The organism is Streptomyces sp. NPDC050418, from assembly GCF_044458745.1.
Classification (GTDB): domain Bacteria; phylum Actinomycetota; class Actinomycetes; order Streptomycetales; family Streptomycetaceae; genus Streptomyces.
Window position 1 is genome coordinate 42990 of the sequence record NZ_JBITIG010000016.1, and the last position, 19984, is coordinate 62973.

18 protein-coding genes and 4 tRNA genes are annotated in these 19984 nt (G+C 69.5%); 11 read left to right on the forward strand and 11 right to left on the reverse strand.

Annotated elements, in window-relative coordinates:
- The first annotated feature begins 4 nt into the window (after positions 1 to 4).
- A tRNA-Asp gene (locus tag ACIBI4_RS31655) sits at positions 5 to 79 on the forward strand.
- Positions 80 to 644: 565 nt separating this feature from the next.
- On the opposite strand, the gene bldC is transcribed toward ACIBI4_RS31655, so the two are convergent.
- Both bldC and ACIBI4_RS31665 read right to left on the reverse strand, forming a co-directional pair.
- Entirely contained in the window at positions 645 to 851 is a 207-nt protein-coding gene (bldC, locus tag ACIBI4_RS31660; protein ID WP_003949541.1) for a developmental transcriptional regulator BldC, read from the reverse strand.
- 519 nt (positions 852 to 1370) lie between these two features.
- Entirely contained in the window at positions 1371 to 2228 is an 858-nt protein-coding gene (locus tag ACIBI4_RS31665; protein ID WP_399207624.1) for a hypothetical protein, read from the reverse strand.
- A 188-nt stretch (positions 2229 to 2416) separates the two neighbouring features.
- Between ACIBI4_RS31665 and ACIBI4_RS31670 the strand changes: the two genes are divergently transcribed.
- The gene (locus ACIBI4_RS31670; RefSeq protein ID WP_399207625.1) at positions 2417 to 3520 is read left to right on the forward strand and encodes a Leu/Phe/Val dehydrogenase; all 1104 of its coding nucleotides are present in this window, start codon (positions 2417 to 2419) and stop codon (positions 3518 to 3520) included.
- A gap of 296 nt (positions 3521 to 3816) precedes the next feature.
- Positions 3817 to 4074, forward strand: a complete 258-nt coding sequence (locus ACIBI4_RS31675) for a DUF3073 domain-containing protein (RefSeq protein WP_399207626.1) — start codon at positions 3817 to 3819, stop codon at positions 4072 to 4074.
- Between the two features lie 160 nt (positions 4075 to 4234).
- Here ACIBI4_RS31675 and purM read toward each other — a convergent pair whose 3' ends face one another.
- The 7 genes from purM to purS form a co-directional block, all read right to left on the reverse strand.
- Positions 4235 to 5326 (reverse strand): phosphoribosylformylglycinamidine cyclo-ligase, encoded by a 1092-nt coding sequence (gene purM / locus ACIBI4_RS31680; protein ID WP_399207627.1) that lies wholly within the window; start codon positions 5324 to 5326, stop codon positions 4235 to 4237.
- Positions 5327 to 5364: 38 nt separating this feature from the next.
- Positions 5365 to 6894: an amidophosphoribosyltransferase gene (purF, locus tag ACIBI4_RS31685; protein WP_399207628.1), complete on the reverse strand. Its 1530-nt coding sequence runs from the start codon at positions 6892 to 6894 to the stop codon at positions 5365 to 5367.
- Between the two features lie 159 nt (positions 6895 to 7053).
- A complete protein-coding gene (locus tag ACIBI4_RS31690) occupies positions 7054 to 7875 on the reverse strand; it encodes an META domain-containing protein (RefSeq protein ID WP_399207629.1) in 822 nt (273 codons plus the stop codon).
- 82 nt (positions 7876 to 7957) lie between these two features.
- Positions 7958 to 8749, reverse strand: a complete 792-nt coding sequence (locus ACIBI4_RS31695; RefSeq protein WP_399207630.1) for a sterol carrier family protein — start codon at positions 8747 to 8749, stop codon at positions 7958 to 7960.
- Between the two features lie 173 nt (positions 8750 to 8922).
- Complete coding sequence (gene purL / locus ACIBI4_RS31700; protein WP_399207631.1) at positions 8923 to 11172, reverse strand: phosphoribosylformylglycinamidine synthase subunit PurL; 2250 nt, start codon at positions 11170 to 11172, stop codon at positions 8923 to 8925.
- On the reverse strand, positions 11169 to 11852 hold the full coding sequence (gene purQ, locus ACIBI4_RS31705; RefSeq protein WP_399207632.1) for a phosphoribosylformylglycinamidine synthase subunit PurQ: 684 nt from the start codon (positions 11850 to 11852) through the stop codon (positions 11169 to 11171). Before purQ ends, purL begins: the two co-directional genes overlap by 4 nt.
- Positions 11849 to 12106, reverse strand: a complete 258-nt coding sequence (gene purS / locus ACIBI4_RS31710) for a phosphoribosylformylglycinamidine synthase subunit PurS (protein WP_399207633.1) — start codon at positions 12104 to 12106, stop codon at positions 11849 to 11851. The genes purQ and purS overlap by 4 nt, the downstream gene beginning before the upstream one ends.
- A 414-nt stretch (positions 12107 to 12520) precedes the next feature.
- Here purS and ACIBI4_RS31715 point away from each other — a divergent pair, with 414 nt between their 5' ends.
- From ACIBI4_RS31715 to ACIBI4_RS31750, 8 genes are all read left to right on the forward strand, one after another.
- Positions 12521 to 12853: an Lsr2 family protein gene (locus ACIBI4_RS31715; RefSeq protein ID WP_399207634.1), complete on the forward strand. Its 333-nt coding sequence runs from the start codon at positions 12521 to 12523 to the stop codon at positions 12851 to 12853.
- A gap of 144 nt (positions 12854 to 12997) precedes the next feature.
- Positions 12998 to 13069: transfer RNA gene (locus tag ACIBI4_RS31720), tRNA-Gly, on the forward strand.
- A gap of 80 nt (positions 13070 to 13149) precedes the next feature.
- Positions 13150 to 13225 (forward strand) — tRNA-Gly (locus tag ACIBI4_RS31725).
- A 148-nt stretch (positions 13226 to 13373) separates the two neighbouring features.
- Positions 13374 to 14351 carry an ABC transporter ATP-binding protein gene (locus ACIBI4_RS31730; protein ID WP_399207635.1) on the forward strand — a complete coding sequence of 326 codons (978 nt, stop codon included), beginning with the start codon at positions 13374 to 13376 and terminating at the stop codon, positions 14349 to 14351.
- A complete protein-coding gene (locus ACIBI4_RS31735) occupies positions 14348 to 15139 on the forward strand; it encodes an ABC transporter permease (protein WP_399207636.1) in 792 nt (263 codons plus the stop codon). The genes ACIBI4_RS31730 and ACIBI4_RS31735 overlap by 4 nt, the downstream gene beginning before the upstream one ends.
- 40 nt (positions 15140 to 15179) lie before the next feature.
- Positions 15180 to 16514, forward strand: a complete 1335-nt coding sequence (locus ACIBI4_RS31740; protein WP_399207637.1) for a sensor histidine kinase — start codon at positions 15180 to 15182, stop codon at positions 16512 to 16514.
- Positions 16511 to 17134, forward strand: a complete 624-nt coding sequence (locus tag ACIBI4_RS31745) for a response regulator (protein WP_399207638.1) — start codon at positions 16511 to 16513, stop codon at positions 17132 to 17134. Before ACIBI4_RS31740 ends, ACIBI4_RS31745 begins: the two co-directional genes overlap by 4 nt.
- Positions 17135 to 17182: 48 nt before the next feature.
- Positions 17183 to 17258, forward strand: a tRNA-Gly gene (locus tag ACIBI4_RS31750).
- Positions 17259 to 17309: 51 nt separating this feature from the next.
- Here the strand turns inward: ACIBI4_RS31750 and ACIBI4_RS31755 are convergent.
- Complete coding sequence (locus ACIBI4_RS31755; protein ID WP_399207639.1) at positions 17310 to 18215, reverse strand: phosphoribosylaminoimidazolesuccinocarboxamide synthase; 906 nt, start codon at positions 18213 to 18215, stop codon at positions 17310 to 17312.
- An 82-nt stretch (positions 18216 to 18297) separates the two neighbouring features.
- A complete protein-coding gene (locus tag ACIBI4_RS31760; protein WP_399207640.1) occupies positions 18298 to 19815 on the reverse strand; it encodes a N,N-dimethylformamidase beta subunit family domain-containing protein in 1518 nt (505 codons plus the stop codon).
- Positions 19816 to 19984: the final 169 nt, after the last annotated feature.

Genomic DNA, 19984 nt, shown 5'->3' on the forward strand with positions numbered 1-19984 from the left:
GCAAGGTCCTGTGGAGCAGTTTGGAGTGCTCGCCACCCTGTCAAGGTGGAGGCCGCGGGTTCAAATCCCGTCAGGACCGCACAGCAGATCAGAAGGCCCGCACCGGTTGGTGCGGGCCTTCTGCGTTGCCCGGGACGAAAGTCCCGAGACGGGATGACCAAAGCTTCCTGTGTGCGGTGCCGCCCGGTGGGACCCTGATGGAGGGTCACCTGTACGTGGCGCAGGCCGAGTTCCACTACCGCAGCCACGTCATATGCCACAAGCGGCACACCGTGTGACGGGTGTCACCGGATGAGTTTTCGGAAAGCCGGAACTTACACCTCTCCTACAACAGGTCAATTTAATATGTGCAATTGCACCTGCCTGACGGACGTGCGCGGGGCCTGAATCGGGGCCTCACCCCCCGGCCTCCCCAGAGTCCAACAAGCCCCCTCAGGGGCGCACCGAAGGCCCCTCGCGAGCACCCTGTGAGCGCACAAAAAAGATCGCGCTGGACCCGGCGGAGTCCAGCGCGATCGACGACGCACCCGAATGTCTTGGGCAGAGCACCTGTTGGGGCAGGGCCCGTGTCGTATGGAGCTATATGCGGGCAGAGACCGGGGTGGGGGCCCCGGAACGGCCCAGATGCGGAGCTAAGGGGTGTTTCAGGCCTCGCTGCGCTGCTGCGGAATACCCGCCAGCAGTGCGCGGACCTCAGCCTCGCGGTAACGACGGTGCCCACCCAGCGTGCGGATGGACGTGAGCTTGCCGGCCTTCGCCCAGCGCGTGACCGTCTTCGGGTCGACGCGGAACATCGTGGCGACCTCAGCCGGGGTCAGCAGCGGCTCGGCATCAGGGGTGCGAGCGGTCATGAGCGGCCTCCTCGGGAGAACCGAATGAATCTCGGTTCTTTCCTTTAAATTCTGCACCTTGACCCGCGTTGCCCGATATGGCGGACACGGGTCGAGTCGGTTATAGGACGAACGGCTTGTCCTCGGCACTACAACTACACCATCCGTCCAGCCGCGTCGGCCAAACCGATGGAATTGCCCTCTCAGGTGTCCATCACCGACGGAAGCCGATGGACCGTGCCATAGCGGACAGTCACGTCATTGTGACGATCAGTCACAGCGTGATCAGAAGTCATCAGGCCCCCCAATCAGAGTGCAATGCCGAGTGTTCCGCCCCCAGTTGGGCGGATGGAGCCCTCCCCGGACTCCTTGTCCTATTTTGGCATGGAGCAAGGGGAAGGATGCAAGGGTGATGTAAGTGCGGTCCGTCACGCTTGACCCATTGGCCCGGATCGGGACCTACGTCCTCGCAGTCCTCCGACCATAGCCCCAACCGAGATGCGCAAAAGACCCGAGTGACGGCGAGATGCCCCGATTTGGTCAGCTTGCGAACTGCCGGGCGCGGACGGCCCGCCACCGTTCCATAAGTCGTGCATACGCGAGACCCGCCCGCTCGCCGTCGCCCTGACGGAGCGCGTCGATCCCCTCGGCGACATCGGCGGCCGAGTGGTCCTCGTCCAGATGGTCGGAGGGCAGCGCGTGCACGAGGCCGCCGTAGTCCAGCTCCACGAGTGAACGCGGATGGAACTCTTCCAGCCACCGCCCGACATCCGTCAGACCGTCGATCAGCGGACCCTCCTCGAGGGTGTCCCGCAGCGTCCGCAGCCCGCGCGCGACCCGTCGGCGGGCCTGCACCATCGGCGTGCGGTAGCGCAGCAGGGGCGCTCCGGCGCCCGTGTCCGCCGCCTCGCGCTTCTCCTCGAACCACCGCTCCTCGTCGGAGAAGAGGACGAACCAGCTCAGCGGGACCTGCCAGACCGCGGAGCGGATCCAGGGGCGGGCGTCGGGATGGCGCTCCAGCCACGACGCGTAGTCCTGTGTGGCCTGCAGCCGGACCACCGGCGGCAGGACGGCGTCGAGCACCGGCTTCGGCAGCTGCTCGTCCAGCGCGCCCAGCGCCTGCCAGCCGCGCAGCCGGGTGCGCCAGGGGCACACGCACAGCACCCCGTCGATCTGCAGGACGAAGGCGTCACTGCTCTCGTGCACGGGGACGGGGACGGGCGGCGTGGAGACCAAGTCGCGCAGCGAGCGTCGCAGTTCGTCCTGGTACGAGGGGCGCTCCTCGCGCTCGGCGTACCGCGCCCAGTGACTGCGCTCGGGTTCGGGGAACGCGGCCAGCGGCTCGTACACCCGCAGATAGGACGTGTACGGGACACACACCGCCGACACCTTGGGCACGCCTGCTCCCTCCCCGCGCGAACCCGCCCGGAACCCTTCCGAATCGTCCCACGGCACCACCTCGCGAGAGAGTGATCCGCAGCACTGCGGTGCTGGAGAGGCCGTACAGGTTCTAATCTGCTGTCCAACGGCCTCCCCACCCACAGGAAGCCGCTCCAACCGCCGCAATATCCATGGGAGTCACCACCGTGACCGAAGTGACCGGCGCCCCTGCCGACGTGCTGCACACCCTGTTCCAGTCGGATCAGGGCGGCCATGAGCAGGTAGTGCTCTGCCAGGACCGTGCCACCGGCCTCAAGGCCGTCATCGCCCTCCATTCGACCGCCCTGGGCCCCGCCCTCGGCGGCACCCGTTTCTACCCGTACGCGAGTGAGGCCGAGGCGATCGCCGACGCGCTCAACCTCGCGCGCGGGATGTCGTACAAGAACGCCATGGCCGGACTCGACCACGGCGGCGGCAAGGCCGTGATCATCGGGGACTCCTCGAAGATCCAGGGCGCCGAGCGGGAGGCCCTGCTCCTCGCCTACGGCCGCTTCGTCGCCTCCCTCGGCGGGCGCTACGTGACGGCCTGCGACGTCGGTACGTACGTGGCCGACATGGACGTCGTCGCCCGCGAGTGCCGGTGGACGACCGGCCGCTCCCCCGAGAACGGCGGCGCCGGCGACTCCTCCGTCCTCACCGCCTTCGGCGTCTACCAGGGCATGCGCGCCAGCGCCCAGCACCTGTGGGGCGATCCTTCGCTGCGCGGCCGCAAGGTCGGCATCGCGGGCGTCGGCAAGGTCGGCCACCACCTCGTGGAGCATCTCGTCGCCGAGGGCGCCGAGATCGTCATCACGGACGTGCGCGAGGAATCCGTACGGAGGATTCTCGACAAGCACCCGGACTCCGTCTCGTCGGTCGCCGACACCGAGGCGCTGATCCGCGTCGAGGGCCTCGACATCTACGCCCCGTGCGCGCTCGGCGGCGCCCTGAACGACGACACGGTCCCGGCCCTCACGGCCTCCGTCGTCTGCGGTGCGGCCAACAACCAGCTGGCGCACCCGGGCGTCGAGAAGGACCTCGCGGACCGCGGGATCCTCTATGCGCCCGACTACGTGGTGAACGCCGGTGGTGTCATCCAGGTCGCCGATGAGCTGCACGGTTTCGACTTCGACCGCTGCAAGGCCAAGGCGTCGAAGATCTACGACACGACGCTGGCCATATTCGATCGCGCCAGGACGGACGGCATCCCGCCGGCCGCCGCGGCGGACCGGATCGCCGAGCAGCGGATGGCCGAGGCACGGGCCTCGTAGGACGGTGGGTTCCGGGCGCCCAGGCGTCCGGAATACCGTCACCGGAGAGACAAGCCTCACGCCCGTCGGCGGGTCGCGTGCGAAGAACAGGTTAAAATCGGGGCTGACCAGCGGGGACGGGGCTCCCCACTGGTGCGGCAAGCAGGCGCGTCCTGTGGGCGGCGTACCGTATGGGCGCCGAAGCAGGTACCGTTGAAGCCCTACGGCACGGTCTCTCCACGGAGAGTCCGTTCCTGATCATGAACGCGTGTCAAGACTCTGGGGCCAGAGAGCTCCATATCCAAGGGGGTCGAGCCATGGGGCGCGGCCGGGCAAAGGCCAAGCAGACGAAGGTCGCCCGCCAGCTGAAGTACAGCAGCGGCGGGACTGACCTGTCGCGTCTGGCCAACGAGCTGGGCGCTTCGACTTCGCAGCAGCCGCCGAATGGTGAGCCGTTCGAGGACGACGACGAGGAAGACGACCCGTACGCCCAGTACGCGGATCTGTACAACGACGACGATGAGGACGAGGACGAAGAGTCCGATCCGCCGTCGTCGCAGCGCCGCGGCGCTTGACTCTTAGTTGTACGCGTCACCACGAACCCCGGTCCGGGCAGTTCCGCCGGACCGGGGTTCGTGCTGCGTTCGCATAAGTTGGGCCGACGGCCGGACCTGCCCATAAAAGACGGCGCCCGCCCCCCACCGGGGAGCAGGCGCCGCAGTACGTGCAGGGTGATCAGGCCGAGGCGTAGTCGCCCACCATCTCCGCGCCCAGCGCGTGCGAGCCGCGCGCCGTGATCTCACCGGCGACCCAGGCCTCGACGCCCCGGTCGGCCAGCACCTGAACAGCCACGTCCGCCGACTCCTGCGGAACGATCGCGATCATGCCGACGCCCATGTTGAGCGTCTTCTCCAGCTCCAGGCGCTCCACGGAGCCCGCCTTGCCGACCAGATCGAAGATCGGGTCCGGCGTCCACGTCGAGCGGTCCACGACGGCGTGCAGCGAGGACGGGATGACCCGCGCCAGGTTGGCGGCGAGACCGCCTCCCGTGACGTGGCTGAACGCGTGCACCTCGGCCGTCCGCAACAGCGCCAGGCAGTCGAGGGAGTAGATCTTCGTCGGCTCCAGGAGCTCCTCGCCGAGGGTGCGGCCGAGCTCGGCCACCTCCTGGCCGAGGGACATCCCCGCACGGTCGAACAGGACGTGACGGACGAGCGAGTACCCGTTGGAGTGAAGTCCGGAGGACGCCATCGCGATGACCGCGTCGCCCTCGCGGATCCGCTCCGCGCCCAGGACCCGGTCCGCCTCCACGGCGCCCGTGCCCGCGCCCGCGACGTCGAAGTCGTCCGGGCCGAGCAGCCCCGGGTGCTCCGCCGTCTCGCCGCCGACGAGGGCGCAGCCGGCGAGGACACAGCCCTCGGCGATGCCCTTGACGATCGCGGCGACCCGCTCGGGGTGGACCTTGCCGACGCAGATGTAGTCGGTCATGAACAGCGGCTCGGCACCGCACACCACGATGTCGTCCATGACCATCGCTACGAGGTCGTGGCCGATGGTGTCGTAGACCCCGAGCTGCCGCGCGATGTCGACCTTCGTACCGACGCCGTCCGTCGCCGAGGCGAGCAGCGGGCGGTCGAAGCGCTTGAGGGCCGAGGCGTCGAAGAGGCCGGCGAACCCGCCGAGGCCGCCGAGACCGGTGGTCTCGGGGCGCTGCGTCTTCTTCACCCACTCCTTCATCAGCTCGACGGCGCGGTCGCCCGCTTCGATGTCGACGCCCGCGGAGGCGTAGGAAGCACCGGACGACGACGGGACAGAGGTCTCAGACATTGCCTGGGATCTTTCGGGTCGAGAGAGGTGAAGGGTGGCTACGGACGACGGATCGCGTCGGTCGCTGCCGTGGCGGCGGCGCCCGCCGCCAGTTCCGTCTCCAGAAGCTGCTTGCCGAGCAGTTCGGGGTCGGGAAGCTCCATCGGGTATTCGCCGTCGAAGCAGGCACGGCAGAGGTTCGGCTTGGCGATGGTGGTCGCCTCGATCATGCCGTCGATGGAGATGTACGAGAGGGAGTCGGCCCCGAGCGACGTGGCGATCTCGTCGACCGTCATGCCGTTCGCGATGAGCTCGGCGCGGGTCGCGAAGTCGATGCCGAAGAAGCAGGGCCACTTCACGGGCGGCGAGGAGATACGGATGTGCACCTCGGCCGCGCCCGCCTCGCGGAGCATACGGACCAGGGCGCGCTGGGTGTTGCCGCGGACGATCGAGTCGTCGACGACCACCAGGCGCTTGCCCTTGATGACTTCCTTGAGCGGGTTGAGCTTCAGACGGATGCCGAGCTGGCGGATCGTCTGCGAGGGCTGGATGAAGGTGCGGCCGACGTAGGCGTTCTTCACCAGACCGGAGCCGTACGGGATGCCGCTGGCCTCGGCGTAGCCGATCGCGGCAGGGGTGCCGGACTCGGGCGTCGCTATGACCAGGTCGGCGTCGACCGGCGCTTCCTTGGCGAGCTTGCGGCCCATCTCCACGCGGGAGAGGTACACATTGCGGCCGGCGATGTCGGTGTCGGGGCGCGCGAGGTAGACGTACTCGAAGACGCAGCCCTTGGGCTTGGCCTCGGCGAAGCGGGAGGTGCGCAGCCCGTTCTCGTCGATGGCGATCATCTCGCCGGGCTCGACCTCACGGACGTACGCGGCGCCGCAGATGTCGAGGGCGGCGGACTCGGAGGCCACGACCCAGCCGCGCTCCAGGCGGCCGAGGACCAGCGGGCGGATGCCCTGCGGGTCGCGGGCCGCGTACAGCGTGCCCTCGTCCATGAAGACGAGTGAGAACGCGCCACGGACCTCGGGCAGGACCTTGGCGGCCGCGTCCTCTATGGTCAGCGGCTTGCCGTCGTCGTCCTGCTGGCCCGCGAGGAGCGCGGTGACCAGGTCGGTGTCGTTGGTCGCGGCGACCTTGACGGAGCGGCTGCTGTGGTCCTGGGGCAGTTCGGCGACCAGCTCGGCGAGGTGGGCCGTGTTGACCAGGTTGCCGTTGTGGCCGAGCGCGATCGAGCCGTGCGCGGTGGCGCGGAACGTCGGCTGGGCGTTCTCCCACACCGAGGCGCCCGTCGTCGAATAGCGGGCGTGACCGACCGCGATATGACCCTGGAGCGAACCGAGGGAGGTCTCGTCGAAGACCTGGGACACGAGGCCCATGTCCTTGAAGACGAGGATCTGGGAGCCATTGCTGACCGCGATTCCCGCGGATTCCTGGCCCCGGTGTTGGAGGGCGTAAAGCCCGAAGTAGGTAAGTTTCGCGACCTCTTCGCCGGGAGCCCAGACACCGAAGACGCCGCAAGCGTCCTGGGGGCCTTTCTCGCCGGGGAGCAGGTCGTGGCTGAGTCGTCCGTCACCACGTGGCACGCCACCGAGTGTAGGCGAGATCGACCCATGCTCCGAATGCGGTACCCCTGGATCTTCGTACGAACGTACGGAAGGTCCCCCGTGAGTGAGGCCCGGATTCCGCCCGGGCACTGGGGCGGCCCGGCCTTGCGCGGCCGCCCCAAGTGCTCGAAATCACCATCAACCGGTGGCGCTCAGCCCGGTCGTCCCGTCCCCGCCCTTGCCGCTGCCGCTGTCGGTGCCGGTCAGGGTGAGCACGCGGTGCGTGACCTTGTACGTGACCTCGCCGTCGAAGAGCTTCAGGAGCGCGCGCTCGGTCCGCATCACGTCGTCCGGGCACATCTTGCGCGTGGTGCCGGCGGGACCCAGTGCGATCGTGCCGTCGTCGCGGACCTTCGCGGTCGCGTTGACGGTGTTGCAGCCGAGGCTCCCGGTGACCTTGCCGTCCTTGCCGAAGGTCAGATGGGCCTTGGCGTCCTTGGGCAGCGAGGCCGCCGTATCGCCCGAGAGCACCGCCGTGACCTGCCACTTGGTGCCGGTCAGCGGGACGGGCTCGACCTTGCCGAGCGTGATGAAGTCGCCCCCGGGAGCGGTCAGTTTCACCTTCTCGCCTGCCATCCGGGCCTTCAGCTCGCCCTCGAAGACGGAGAAGGCGCGCTCCTCGAAGTCGTCCCCGCAGTACATCTCGGTCCGCGCGAGCATCCCGACCTTCAGCGCGTCCCCGGCGAGATCGACCTTCCCGGAGAACGAGTTGCAGCCGAAGGTCCCCTGGACAGTGCCGTCCTTCTTGATCTCGAAGTACGCGCCGTCGCGCGGCGGTGCCGCCTTCTTGCCGTCGACCGTGAGGCTCTCGACGCCCCACTGGACGCCGGTCAGATCCGGCAGATCGTGCCCGGACGTGGCGGCGGCCCGGCCCGCCCCCGCGCCGCCCCCCGTGGCCGGCTTCTCACCGCAGGCGGTGAGCAGTCCGAGCGCGCCGACCGCGGCGACGGAACCGATCACTGCCTTGTGTGCTGCTCGCTGGTATCGCATGCCGGTGTGACGGAAGAGGTGGGGTGACCGGTTCCCTCCCCGGTCCCAGCTCTCAGGTCAGCACGGGCAGCAGCCCGGACAGATCGGCCCGCTCCCCGCTCGCGCTGACCTTCGCCGCGTCCAGGGCCTCGCTCCACGCCGTACGCCCGGTGGCAAGCCGCACCCAGGTCAGCGGGTCCGTCTCGACCACATTGGGCGGGGTGCCGCGCGTGTGCCTCGGGCCCTCGATGCACTGCACGACGGCGTACGGCGGGATCCGCACCTCCGTGGACGCCCCCGGCGCGTTGCTCGCCAGCGCGTCGGCGAGGAAGCGGGTGCAGGTCGCGAGGGCGTGGCGGTGCAGGGGGATGTCGATGCCTGCCGCGCGGTTCAAGTCGTCGGTGTGGACGATGAGTTCGACGGTCCGCGTGACCATGAAGTCGTCCAGGCTCATGGCGCCGACACGCATCCGGACGAGCCGTCCGGCGGGCGCGGCGTCAAGCAGCGTACGGATCCGCTCCTCGATCTCCCCGTACCAGGCGTCGAGATCGGGGTGCTCCTCGGCGAGGGCCTGCACGGTCTCGGCGATGGCCCCGGCGTACGGGGCCGAGCTCCCCGCGTAGCGGTCGAGGCCCAGCTCGGCCTTCCTCGGCTCCTCGGCCTCCAGCGCCCGTACGACCGCGTACATCGCCATCCCGATATGCGCGGCCAGCTCCCGTACGGACCACGGCGCGAGGTCCGTGGGCCGCGCCAACTGCTCGCCCGTCAGGCCGCGTACGGCTTCTCGTACATGAGCGAACTGGGCGAAGACGGCGGCACGGGTCTTGGCAGGGTCGTACGTACGGGGGCGGGGCTTGGGCGGCATGGGCGGAGCCTATCTTTCAGCCCCTGCGGCGTTTGAGCAGATCCGAACGAAGTTCGGATGAGGGGGTCCGGGGGCAGCGCCCCCGGTTTCGGGAAGGGGCGGGGTGGGGAAAAAACCGCCTTCGGCCCCGCCCCGAGCAACCGGGCGGGGCCGAAACGGACAGCGAACAAGCCTCAGGCGAACAGCCCCGGAATCGTCCCCTCATGCGCCGAGCGCAGCTCACTCAGCGGGATGCTGAACTCGCCCTGCAGCTCGACCGCGTCACCGTCGACGACACCGATCCGCGTCACGGGCAGCCCCCGCGCACCGCACATGTCGGTGAAGCGGAGCTCCTCGCTGCGCGGGACGGCGACGACCGCGCGGCCCGCCGACTCCGAGAAGCAGAGGGTGAACGCGTCCAGGCCGTCCGGGACGACAAGGCGCGCGCCCTTGCCGCCGAGCACCGCCGACTCGACCACGGCCTGGATCAGACCGCCGTCGGACAGGTCGTGCGCGGCGTCGATCATGCCGTCGCGCGAGCCGGAGATCAGGATCTCGCCGAGCAGGCGCTCGCGCTCCAGGTCGACCTTCGGGGGCATACCGCCGAGGTGGTCGTGGACGACCTGCGACCAGGCCGAACCACCGAACTCCTCGCGGGTGTCACCGAGCAGGTAGAGGAGCTGGCCCTCTTCCTTGAAGGCGACCGGCGTGCGCCGGGCCACGTCGTCGATGACACCGAGGACCGCCACGACCGGGGTCGGGTGGATCGCGGCCTCACCGGTCTGGTTGTACAGCGAGACGTTGCCGCCGGTCACCGGGGTGCCGAGCTGCAGACAGCCGTCGGCGAGACCGCGGACGGCCTCGGCGAACTGCCACATGACGGCCGGGTCCTCGGGCGAGCCGAAGTTCAGGCAGTCGGAGACGGCGAGCGGCTTCGCACCGGTCGTCGCCACATTGCGGTACGCCTCCGCGAGCGCGAGCTGCGCGCCGGTGTACGGGTCCAGCTTCGCGAAGCGCCCGTTGCCGTCCGTCGCGATGGCGACGCCCAGGCCGGACTCCTCGTCGATGCGGATCATGCCCGAGTCCTCGGGCTGCGCGAGGACGGTGTTGCCCTGCACGAAGTGGTCGTACTGCTGGGTGATCCACTTCTTCGACGCCTGGTTCGGCGACGCGACGAGCGCGAGGACCTGCTGCTTCAGCTCGTCACCCGACGCGGGCCGGGCCAGCTTGTCGGCGTCGTCCGCCTGCAGCGCGTCCTGCCACTCGGGACGGGCGTACGGACGCTCGTAGACGGGACCGTCGTGCGCGACCGTGCGCGGGTCGACGTCGACGATCTTCTCGCCGTGCCAGAAGATCTCCAGGCGGTCGCCGTCGGTCACCTCACCGATGACGGTGGCGATGACGTCCCACTTCTCGCAGATCTCCAGGAAACGGTCGACCTTCGAGGGCTCGACCACCGCGCACATGCGCTCCTGCGACTCGCTCATGAGGATCTCCTCAGGAGAGAGCGTGGAGTCGCGCAGCGGTACGTCGTCGAGCTCGACGCGCATACCGCCCGAACCGTTGGAGGCCAGCTCACTGGTGGCGCAGGAGATGCCCGCGGCGCCCAGGTCCTGGATGCCGACGACGAGCTTCTCGGCGAAGGCCTCCAGGGTGCACTCGATGAGCAGCTTCTCCTGGAAGGGGTCGCCGACCTGCACGGCCGGACGCTTGGACGGCTTGGCGTCGTCGAAGGTCTCGGAGGCCAGGATCGAGGCGCCGCCGATGCCGTCACCGCCCGTACGGGCGCCGTACATGATGACCTTGTTGCCCGCGCCGGACGCCTTCGCGAGGTGGATGTCCTCGTGCCGCATGACGCCGATGGCACCGGCGTTGACCAGCGGGTTGCCCTGGTAGCAGGCGTCGAAGACGACCTCGCCGCCGATGTTCGGCAGGCCCAGGCAGTTGCCGTAGCCGCCGATGCCGGCGACGACGCCCGGCAGCACACGCCGCGTGTCGGGGTGGTCGGCGGCGCCCATGCGCAGCGGGTCGACGACGGCGACCGGGCGGGCGCCCATCGCGATGATGTCGCGCACGATGCCGCCGACGCCGGTGGCCGCGCCCTGGTAGGGCTCGACGTACGACGGGTGGTTGTGCGACTCCACCTTGAAGGTGACCGCGTAGCCCTGGCCGACGTCGACGACACCGGCGTTCTCGCCGATGCCGACGAGCATGGCGTCGGACTGCGGGGCCTTCTCGCCGAACTGGCGCAGATGGACCTTGGAGCTCTTGTACGAGCAGTGCTCGGACCACATGACCGAGTACATGGCGAGCTCGGCGCCGGTCGGGCGGCGGCCGAGGATCTCCACGACCCGCTCGTACTCGTCCTTCTTCAGACCGAGTTCGGCCCAGGGCAGCTCGACGTCGGGGGTCTTGGCGGCGTTCTCTACGGTGTCGAGGCTCATGCGGCGCTGACCAGCTTCTTGAGGATCGAGGTGAAGAACGGGAGGCCGTCGGTGCGGCCGGACCCGATGAGGGGCTCGACGGCGTGCTCCGGGTGCGGCATCAGACCGACGACGTTGCCCGCCTCGTTGGTGACGCCCGCGATGTCACGGAGCGAACCGTTCGGGTTGAAGTCCTGGTACCGGAAGACGACGCGGCCTTCGGCCTCCAGCATGTCGAGCGTGCGCTCGTCGGCGACGTACCGCCCGTCCATGTTCTTCAGCGGGATGTGGATCTCCTGGCCCGCCTCGTAATCGGCGGTCCAGGCGGTGTCCGCGTTCTCCACCCGCAGCTTCTGGTCGCGGCAGATGAAGTGCAGATGGTCGTTGCCGAGCATCGCGCCGGGCAGCAGGTGCGCCTCGGTGAGGACCTGGAAGCCGTTGCAGATGCCGAGGACCGGCATCCCCGCCTTCGCCTGCTCGATCACGGTCTCCATGACCGGCGAGAAGCGCGAGATGGCGCCCGCCCGCAGATAGTCGCCATAGGAGAAACCGCCGGGCAGCACGACCGCGTCGACCTGGTGCAGGTCCTTGTCCTTGTGCCACAGGGCCACCGGCTCCGCGCCGGCGAGCCGGATCGCGCGCTGGGTGTCCCTGTCGTCCAGGGAACCGGGGAAGGTGACTACGCCGATACGAGCGGTCACTTCGACTCCTCCACCTTCACGGTGAAGTCCTCGATGACGGTGTTGGCGAGGAAGCTCTCCGCCATTTCATGGATACGGGCGAGCGCGGCCTCGTCGACGGGTCCGTCGACTTCGAGCTCGAAACGCTTGCCCTGACGTACGTCCGCGATCCCGTCGAATCCGAGGCGCGGCAGTGCACGCTGCACGGCCTGTCCCTGCGGGTCGAGGATCTCCGGCTTGAGCATGACGTCGACTACGACGCGTGCCACTGGCACTCCCGGGGTGTGGTGCTGAGCAGGTGGCTCCAGCACGATGCTGAGCTGGTGGGTTCAGCGTATCCGACGTAAATTTCTACCCGCGTAGACTCGTAGGTTCCTACGTGAGCGCGCTCACTTTTACGGTGATCACCAGGCAGTTCGCGAGCAATGGGCAGGGAAAATTCCGGGAAACCGCACAAGAAACCTGCAGCCACCCATTGCGCCCGGACACGCGGAGAGATTTAGTCGGTCTTCCCAATGCAATGCCAGGCACGATACAAAGGATTCGCCGGCGGATTCGCGGGCAAAAAGCAATAGCCGGACGATAGGCCGATAATGGCCACATCGCAGGGTGCCGGTGGTACGTGGCAGACACACACATCTGCCGGACCGGCGGCCGGGCGGTGATTCCGCAGGAAAGGACCGATATTCGTGGCGCAGCGTGTCGTGGTCACTCTCTTCGACGACATCGACGGCTCAGAAGCGGCGGAAACGGTCGCCTTCGGTCTTGACGGCAAGTCGTACGAGATCGATCTGAATCAAACCAATGCCAAGAAACTGCGCAAGACGCTCGCGCCGTACTTGGAGGCAGGCCGCAAGCAGGCGGGACGCTCGGCGGCCAAGGCGGGCCGGACTGTGAAGCACACCGCGGTGGCGGCGGACCCGGCGGCGGTCAGGGCCTGGGCGCGGTCCCACAAGATGGACGTGCCGGCGCGCGGCCGCATCCCGAAGAAGGTCTACGAGGCGTTCGAAGCCGCGAACTGACCGGGGCCGCCGGGGTGCGGAAGGGTCACCGGCGGGGGACTCCACGAAGCCCTCGCCGCAACCGACTTGCATTGCACCCCCGCAGGTCGGCTAGAGTCTGGAGCGCGCCGCGGGGCACGGGAAACCGGAAGCCGCGGAGGACGCGCGGGTGTAGTTCAGTAGTAGAACACCCCCCTTCCAGGGGGGAGGCGCAGTGTGCAATTCCTGTCACCCGCTCCGATACAGGGCTCCGACCACTCTTGTGGATCAGGTAGTCTTGTATCAGCGCCGCCCGGTGAGAGCTGGTCGGATGCTGTGCGAACGTAGCTCAGTTGGTAGAGCGCAACCTTGCCAAGGTTGAGGTCGCGAGTTCGAACCTCGTCGTTCGCTCCATAGCGAAAGCCCCCGGGAAACCGGGGGCTTTCGGCGTTTGCGGGACCTCTTCCTCATGACAGGTGTCATACGCACCCGTGAGAGCTGTCACCCCGGCTCATGACGGCCCGCACTGCCCCCGGCCCTTGATCGCGGGGAAGCTTGAGGCATGAACACCACCACCGAAGAACGCGTGATCGACGTCACTGATCTGCGGCGCACCTACACGGGCGGCTTCGAGGCGGTACGGGGGATCTCGTTCAGCGTCGGCAAGGGCGAGCTGTTCGCCCTGCTCGGCACCAACGGTGCGGGCAAGACCTCCACCGTCGAGCTCCTCGAAGGCCTCGCCCGCCCCACCGCGGGCCGGATCCGGATCCTCGGCCACGACCCGTACACCGAACGCACCGCCGTGCGCCCGCGGATCGGCGTGATGCTGCAGGAAGGCGGCTTTCCCGCCGAGCTGACCGTCGCGGAGACCGTACGGATGTGGGCGGGCAGCACGAGCGGCGCGCGGCCGCTCGGCGAGGCCCTGGAGATCGTCGGTCTGAGCAAGCGGGCGAACGTCCGGGTGAAGCAGTTGTCCGGGGGTGAGAAGCGGCGCCTCGACCTGGCGCTCGCGCTCCTTGGACGGCCCGAGGTGCTCTTCCTCGACGAGCCGACCACCGGTCTGGACGCCGAAGGGCGCGCCGAGACCTGGGAGTTGGTGCGCGGCCTGCGCGACTCCGGCACCACCGTGCTGCTGACCACGCACTACCTGGAGGAGGCCGAGTCGCTCGCCGAGCGGCTCGCGATCCTGCACGAGGGCCGGATCGCCGCGACCGGCACCCCGGCCGAGGTGACCGCGGCCCAGCCCTCGCGGATCGCCTTCGAGCTGCCCGACGGCTACTTCGTGGGCGATCTGCCGCCGCTCACCGGGCTCGGGATCACCGGGCACGCGCTGGAGGGGCGGACCGTGAAACTGCACACCCACGAGCTGCAGCGGGCCGCCACCGGACTTCTCGTCTGGGCCCAGCAGCAGGGCATCGAACTGCGCGGGCTCGATGTCCGCTCCGCCTCCCTGGAGGAGGCCTTCCTGCAGATCGCCCGCGAGGCGCGCGGCGCGGAGAGCGGCGCCGACGCCGTACGTACGAAGGAGACCGTGGCATGAGCACCACCACCGCACCCGCACGGACGACCACCCCCGCGGGCCGGCTCGGATCGCTCGCGCGGGCCGAACTGACACTTCTGACGCGGAACAAGGGCGTGCTCGTGACCGCCCTCGTCGTCCCGCTGATCCTGCCGTTCAGCGTGCAGGCCTCCGTCAAGGGCGACGTACTCGACAAGGCCGGACTGAGCATGGGGCAGATGCTGCTGCCCGCGGCGATCGGCTTCTCGCTGCTCTTCGCGGTCTACAGCGCCCTCGTCAACATCTACGTCGTCCGCCGCGAGGAGCTGGTCTTCAAGCGGCTGCGCACCGGGGAGCTGCGCGACCTGGAGATCCTCGCCGGGGCCGCGCTGCCGTCCGTGCTCATCGGCATCGCGCAGAGCGTGGTCGTGGGCGCCGTCGCGACGCCGCTGCTGGGGCTCGCGGCGCCGAAGGCCGTCCATCTGGCGGTGCTCGGGGTCCTGTTGGGGCTCGTCCTGTGCGTCGCCATCGCGGCCGTGACCGCCGCGCTCAGCAGGACGGCCGAAGGGGCGCAGGTCATGGCGCTGCCGTTCGTGTTCGTCTCGATGATCGGCTCGGGCATGGTCATGCCGTTCGAGATCTTCCCCGACAAGCTCGCGAACGTCCTCGAACTGCTGCCGCTCTCCCCCGTGATGACGCTCGTACGCGGCGGCTGGACCGGCACCCTCTCCGCCGGCGACACCCTGTCGGCGCTGGTCGTGGCGGTGGCCTGGATCGTGGTGGCGGTGTTTGCTGTACGGCGGTGGTTCCGCTGGGAGCCGCGGCGCTGAGCCCGCGGGGCACCGGGGCCGAGCGGGAAGGCAGGAGAGCGTGAACGTGCTGGAGCGGTACCGGCGGTGGCGCAGACGCGTCTGGGACGAGCGCAGTCATGTGGAGCGCATGGAGTTCCAGTCGCTGTCCATCGTCCGCGCGATGGCCTGGTTCTTCTATCTGTCCTGGCTGGTGCTGCCGCTCGTGGCGCTGTACGACGAGCCGCCGCTCGTCGTGACGCTCGCGGTGCTCCTGCTGTGCTCCGGTGCGGACCAGTGCGTGGTCGCGAGCAGGCTGCTGCCGCAGGCCTTCGACGCGTACCTGGGGCGCGGGGCCGTATCCAAGCGCCTGCGCCTGTACGCGGGGGCGCTGATGATCGCCACGCTCGCGCTCGGCATAGCGGTGCAGAAGACCGCCTCCGACACCCGTCCGAGTCTCACCGTCTTCTTCTCGCTGTTCGCGGTGATCCCGTACTGCCTGGAGCGCTGTCTGACCCTGCCGGTCCGCACGTACAACGTACGGGCGCTGCTCGGCGCCGCCGTCGTCATGGGCGCGGCCGCGGCGACCGGGCTGCGCGGCGGCACGCTGATCGCCGTCGCGCTCGGTGTGTACGGCGGCGCCCTGCTCTGTCTCGCCAGTGTCCGCTGCAGCGCCTGGAGCCTCGGCGTGATGTGGCAGGCCGAGCAGGGGCGCGAGGCGCAGGCACGGCTCGCGGTCGCCGAGGAGCGGCTGCGGTTCGGGCGGGATCTGCATGACGTGATGGGCCGCAATCTCGCGGTGATCGCGCTGAAGAGCGAGCTCGCGGTGCAGCTCGCGCACCGCGGCCGTCCCGAGGCCGTGGACCAGATGATCGAGGTGCAGCGCATCGCCCAGGAGTCGCAGCGTGAGATCCAGGAGGTCGTACGCGGCTATCGCGAGGCGAGCCTCGGCTCCGAACTCGCCGGTGCACAGGCCGTCTTGAGCGCGGCGGGCATCGACTGCACGGTGAGCGGCGCCGACGCGGCGGAGACCCTGCCGACGCCCGCGCACGCGGCGCTCGGCTGGGTGGTGCGCGAGGCCGCCACCAACGTGCTGCGGCACGGGGACGCGAGCCGCTGTGCGATCACGCTGGCGGTGGCGGACGGACGGGCCGTCCTGACCGTCGAGAACGACGGGGCGGGTGCGGAGTCCGCGGGCGGTACGGGCGACGCGTCCCCGGGCGGTCCCGGGCCGGGCGGCTCGGGGCTCGCCGGTCTGCGGGAGCGCCTCGCGGTGCTCGGCGGGCGGCTGACGGCGGGTCCGGCCGGGGACGGGATGTTCCGGCTGGTTGCTCAGGTGCCGTTGCGAGTGCCCACGAAAGAAGTCCGGCGCAACGATGAGGGTCCCCGTACGAGTGAGAACGAGGTCGCACGATGACGACGCCCACGCCGTCCCTGCGCGTGCTGCTCGCCGATGACGAGCATCTGATCCGCGGGGCGCTGGCCGCGCTGCTCGCCCTGGAGGACGATCTCACCGTCGTCGCGGAGGCGGCGTCCGGGCCCGAGGCGCTCGCGATGGTGCTCGCGCACCGGCCCGACGTCGCCGTACTGGATCTTCAGATGCCGGGCGCCGACGGTGTGAGCGTGGCCACATCGATCCGGCGTGAACTGCCGTCCTGCCAGACCATGATCGTGACGAGCCACGGCCGGCCCGGGCACCTCAAGCGGGCGCTGGAGGCGGGTGTGCGCGGGTTCGTGCCGAAGACGGTGAGCGCGCAGCGGCTCGCGGAGATCATCCGGACCGTCCACGCCGGAAACCGCTATGTGGACCCGGAGTTGGCGGCCGACGCGATCTCCGCGGGCGATTCGCCGCTCACCGCGCGGGAGGCCGAGGTGCTCGAACTCGCCGCGGACGGGGCGCCGGTCTCGGAGATCGCCGAGCGGGCCGCGCTCTCGCCCGGCACCGTACGCAACTATCTGTCGTCGGCCGTGTCCAAGCTCGGGGTCGAGAACCGTCACGCGGCGGTGCGTCTCGCGCGCGAGCGCGGTTGGGTATAGTGGGCTGCGCACTACGGCAGACGGCACAGCCCGGACGCCACGCGCAGTGCGAACGTAGCTCAGTTGGTAGAGCGCAACCTTGCCAAGGTTGAGGTCGCGAGTTCGAACCTCGTCGTTCGCTCCACATCGATAAGGCCCCCGGTCACCGCCGGGGGCCTTATTCGTGTCCGCGGCTCTACCAGGCGGTGCCGGTGAGCAGCTCGTACGCCTCGATGTAGCGCGAGCGGGTGCGCTCGACGATCGCGTCGGAGAGCGGCGGGGGCGGGTTCTCGCCGTCGGGGCCCTGGCGGACCCAGCCGGCCTCGTCGGACTTCAGCCAGTTCCGGATGATCTGCTTGTCGAAGGACGGCTGGGTCCGGCCGGGCTGCCACTGGCCGGCGGGCCAGAAGCGCGACGAGTCCGGGGTGAGGACCTCGTCGGCGAGGACGAGCGTGTCGCCCTCGAAGCCGAACTCGAACTTGGTGTCCGCGAGGATGATGCCCCGGTCGCGGGCGATGTCGCGGGCGCGGCCGTAGATCGCGAGGGTCGTCTGGCGCAGCTGGGCGGCGGTCTCGGCGCCGACCTCGCGGGCCACTTCCTCGTACGAGACGTTCTCGTCGTGCTCGCCGACCTCGGCCTTCATCGCGGGCGTGAAGATCGGCGCGGGCAGCTCGGAGCCGTCGACAAGGCCCTCGGGGAGCGCGAGGCCGCAGACCGTGCGGGACTCCTCGTACTCGACGAGGCCGGAGCCCGTGAGATAGCCGCGGGCGACGCATTCCACCGGGACCATCCGCAGCGACTTGCAGATGAGGACGCGGCCGGCCCAGTCGGCGGGAGCCCCGGCCGGGACCTCGGTCGACAGGACGTGGTTGGGGACGAGGTCCGCGAGCTGGTCGAACCACCACAGGGACAGCTGCGTGAGGATGCGGCCCTTGTCGGGGATCTCCGTGGGCAGCACCCAGTCCATGGCGGAGGTGCGGTTACTGGCGACCATGACGAGGTCGCCGGCTTTGTTCCGGTACAGGTCACGCACCTTGCCGGTGTGCAGGTGCACCAGGCCCGGCACCTCGATCGGCTCGGGCTTTTCTACGAATCCGGGCATGGTTCCTCCCCGTCGTTTCGGCCAGCGGTCCGATTCTCGCCCATGGCGGAGGGTGCATTGACCACGCGTTCACGGCGCGCGGTCAGTCACGCTTGCAGATGCGGTCCAGGAGATTGGCGGTCGCCCGCTGGATACGGGTGTCCACATGCCCCGGCCGGTCAAGCGCCGGGGACCATGCGAAGGTGCCCGAGGCGAAGACGAGGGCGCCCGAGGGTGCCCGGTACAGCGAGGTCTCCTGGTGGCGCCGCGCCCCGTCACCGTCCTCGTACGGCGAGTGCGCGAGCAGGATGCGGCTCTGGTGCTCGGGGAGCTGGGTGCGCGGGTAGTAGCGGTCGGCCTCGCCCGCGACAAGGCCCTCGATCTCGTCGCCCTCGTGCGCCCCGGTCGCGTCCCACAGCCAGTGCTCCGCATTGCGGACGACGAGCGGGGACGGCTCCGGTACACGGCCCGCGTACTGAATGCCCATCAACTGCTGTTCCGCGCGGTCCACTTCGCGCCACAGCGCCGCGCGGCCTGGGCCGCGGCGCTTGCGGCAGGTGAGGAGGCGGTCGGGTACTCCGGAGGGCGAGGGGCTCAACTCCACCTGCCAGTACATGGTGTTGGCGGAGAGGAAGACGAGCGAGGTGCCGCAGTCGCGGGCCTGCTCGGTGGTACGGCGCATGGGCACCGACCAGTACTCGTCGTGGCCCGGGAAGACCAGGCCGCGGTAGCGCGTCGGGTCCACGCGGCCGGCGTGCAGGTCGCGCGTATCGGCGTACGCGAGGTCGTACCCGTACCGCTCGGCCCAGCGGATGAAATCGTAGGCGTGGCCCACGTGGAGGGGCAGGCCCGCGCCCGCGTACGGGCGGTCGAAGGAGACCGTGATCGCGGCGTCGCCCTCGCCGAGCAGCGAGCCGTTCTCGTCCCACGCGTGGTAGAGGCTGGCGCCCGTACGCCCGTCCTCCGGGTAGAGGTTGTACGCCTGCCATGTCACGTCGGGCAGCAGGAGCAGCAGATCGGCCGGGCGGTCGTCGCGGACCGTGAACGGGATGTGCGAGCGGTAGCCGTCGGTGGTCGTCAGGACCGCCACGTACGCGCCCGTGTTCCAGTAGCTCGGGATCTGCAGCCGCCAGGAGAGCCACCAGTGGTGGCAGGAGACCGTGCGGTCGGCGGCGAGCGGGGGCGGCTGGACGATGCCGGAGAGCCGCGGGCTCGTGGTGATCTTCGCGGCGCCGTCACCGCCGTAGTGGCCGATGCGGTAGATGTCGACGGCGAACTGCTGCGGCGGGTCCACCGTGATGTGGAAATCGATGGATTCGCCGGGGGCGGCGGCACCCGTAGAGGTGAATCCCTTGATCTGCTGATGCACGTCGTCGGCCGTGCGCGGGCCCGTGGTGCTGCGGGGCGCGGGGATACGGGCGCCGGGGGCCGGGGCGTGGTCGAGGTACCAGGGGACGACCTGGCCGGTGTCGTCGAAGTAGTGCTCGCTGCCGCGCAGCCACGGGAGCGGACCCTGGCCGAAGGGGTCGCTCACCGCGTGGGCCAGGGCGCCGGACTCCCAGCGCCTGATCGGCGCTCCCGCCCCGGGTGTGGTGCTTTTCGGCGCTCTGCCGTTGCCCATGCTGCTCCCCTCCCTCGTCCCCCGGTGCTGCGTCTGGTGTGCGATGCCCTGTGTCCTGCTTGCGGGTTGTGGTGTCCCGTGCCGGTGGGCCGGTGTCGGTGGCCTGTGTCGGTGGCCTGATGTCATCCGGTGCTGTCCGGCCGGAACCAGCACATCACATTACGCATGC

Bases quoted from the DNA above. Each gene is read 5' to 3' on its own strand.
- bldC (WP_003949541.1), bottom strand. From the start codon at position 851: ATGACCGCTCGCACCCCTGATGCCGAGCCGCTGCTGACCCCGGCTGAG.
- ACIBI4_RS31675 (WP_399207626.1), top strand. From the start codon at position 3,817: ATGGGGCGCGGCCGGGCAAAGGCCAAGCAGACGAAGGTCGCCCGCCAG.
- purM (WP_399207627.1), bottom strand. From the start codon at position 5,326: ATGTCTGAGACCTCTGTCCCGTCGTCGTCCGGTGCTTCCTACGCCTCC.
- ACIBI4_RS31695 (WP_399207630.1), bottom strand. From the start codon at position 8,749: ATGCCGCCCAAGCCCCGCCCCCGTACGTACGACCCTGCCAAGACCCGT.
- purL (WP_399207631.1), bottom strand. From the start codon at position 11,172: ATGAGCCTCGACACCGTAGAGAACGCCGCCAAGACCCCCGACGTCGAG.
- ACIBI4_RS31730 (WP_399207635.1), top strand. From the start codon at position 13,374: ATGAACACCACCACCGAAGAACGCGTGATCGACGTCACTGATCTGCGG.
- ACIBI4_RS31735 (WP_399207636.1), top strand. From the start codon at position 14,348: ATGAGCACCACCACCGCACCCGCACGGACGACCACCCCCGCGGGCCGG.
- ACIBI4_RS31745 (WP_399207638.1), top strand. From the start codon at position 16,511: ATGACGACGCCCACGCCGTCCCTGCGCGTGCTGCTCGCCGATGACGAG.
- ACIBI4_RS31755 (WP_399207639.1), bottom strand. From the start codon at position 18,215: ATGCCCGGATTCGTAGAAAAGCCCGAGCCGATCGAGGTGCCGGGCCTG.
- ACIBI4_RS31760 (WP_399207640.1), bottom strand. From the start codon at position 19,815: ATGGGCAACGGCAGAGCGCCGAAAAGCACCACACCCGGGGCGGGAGCG.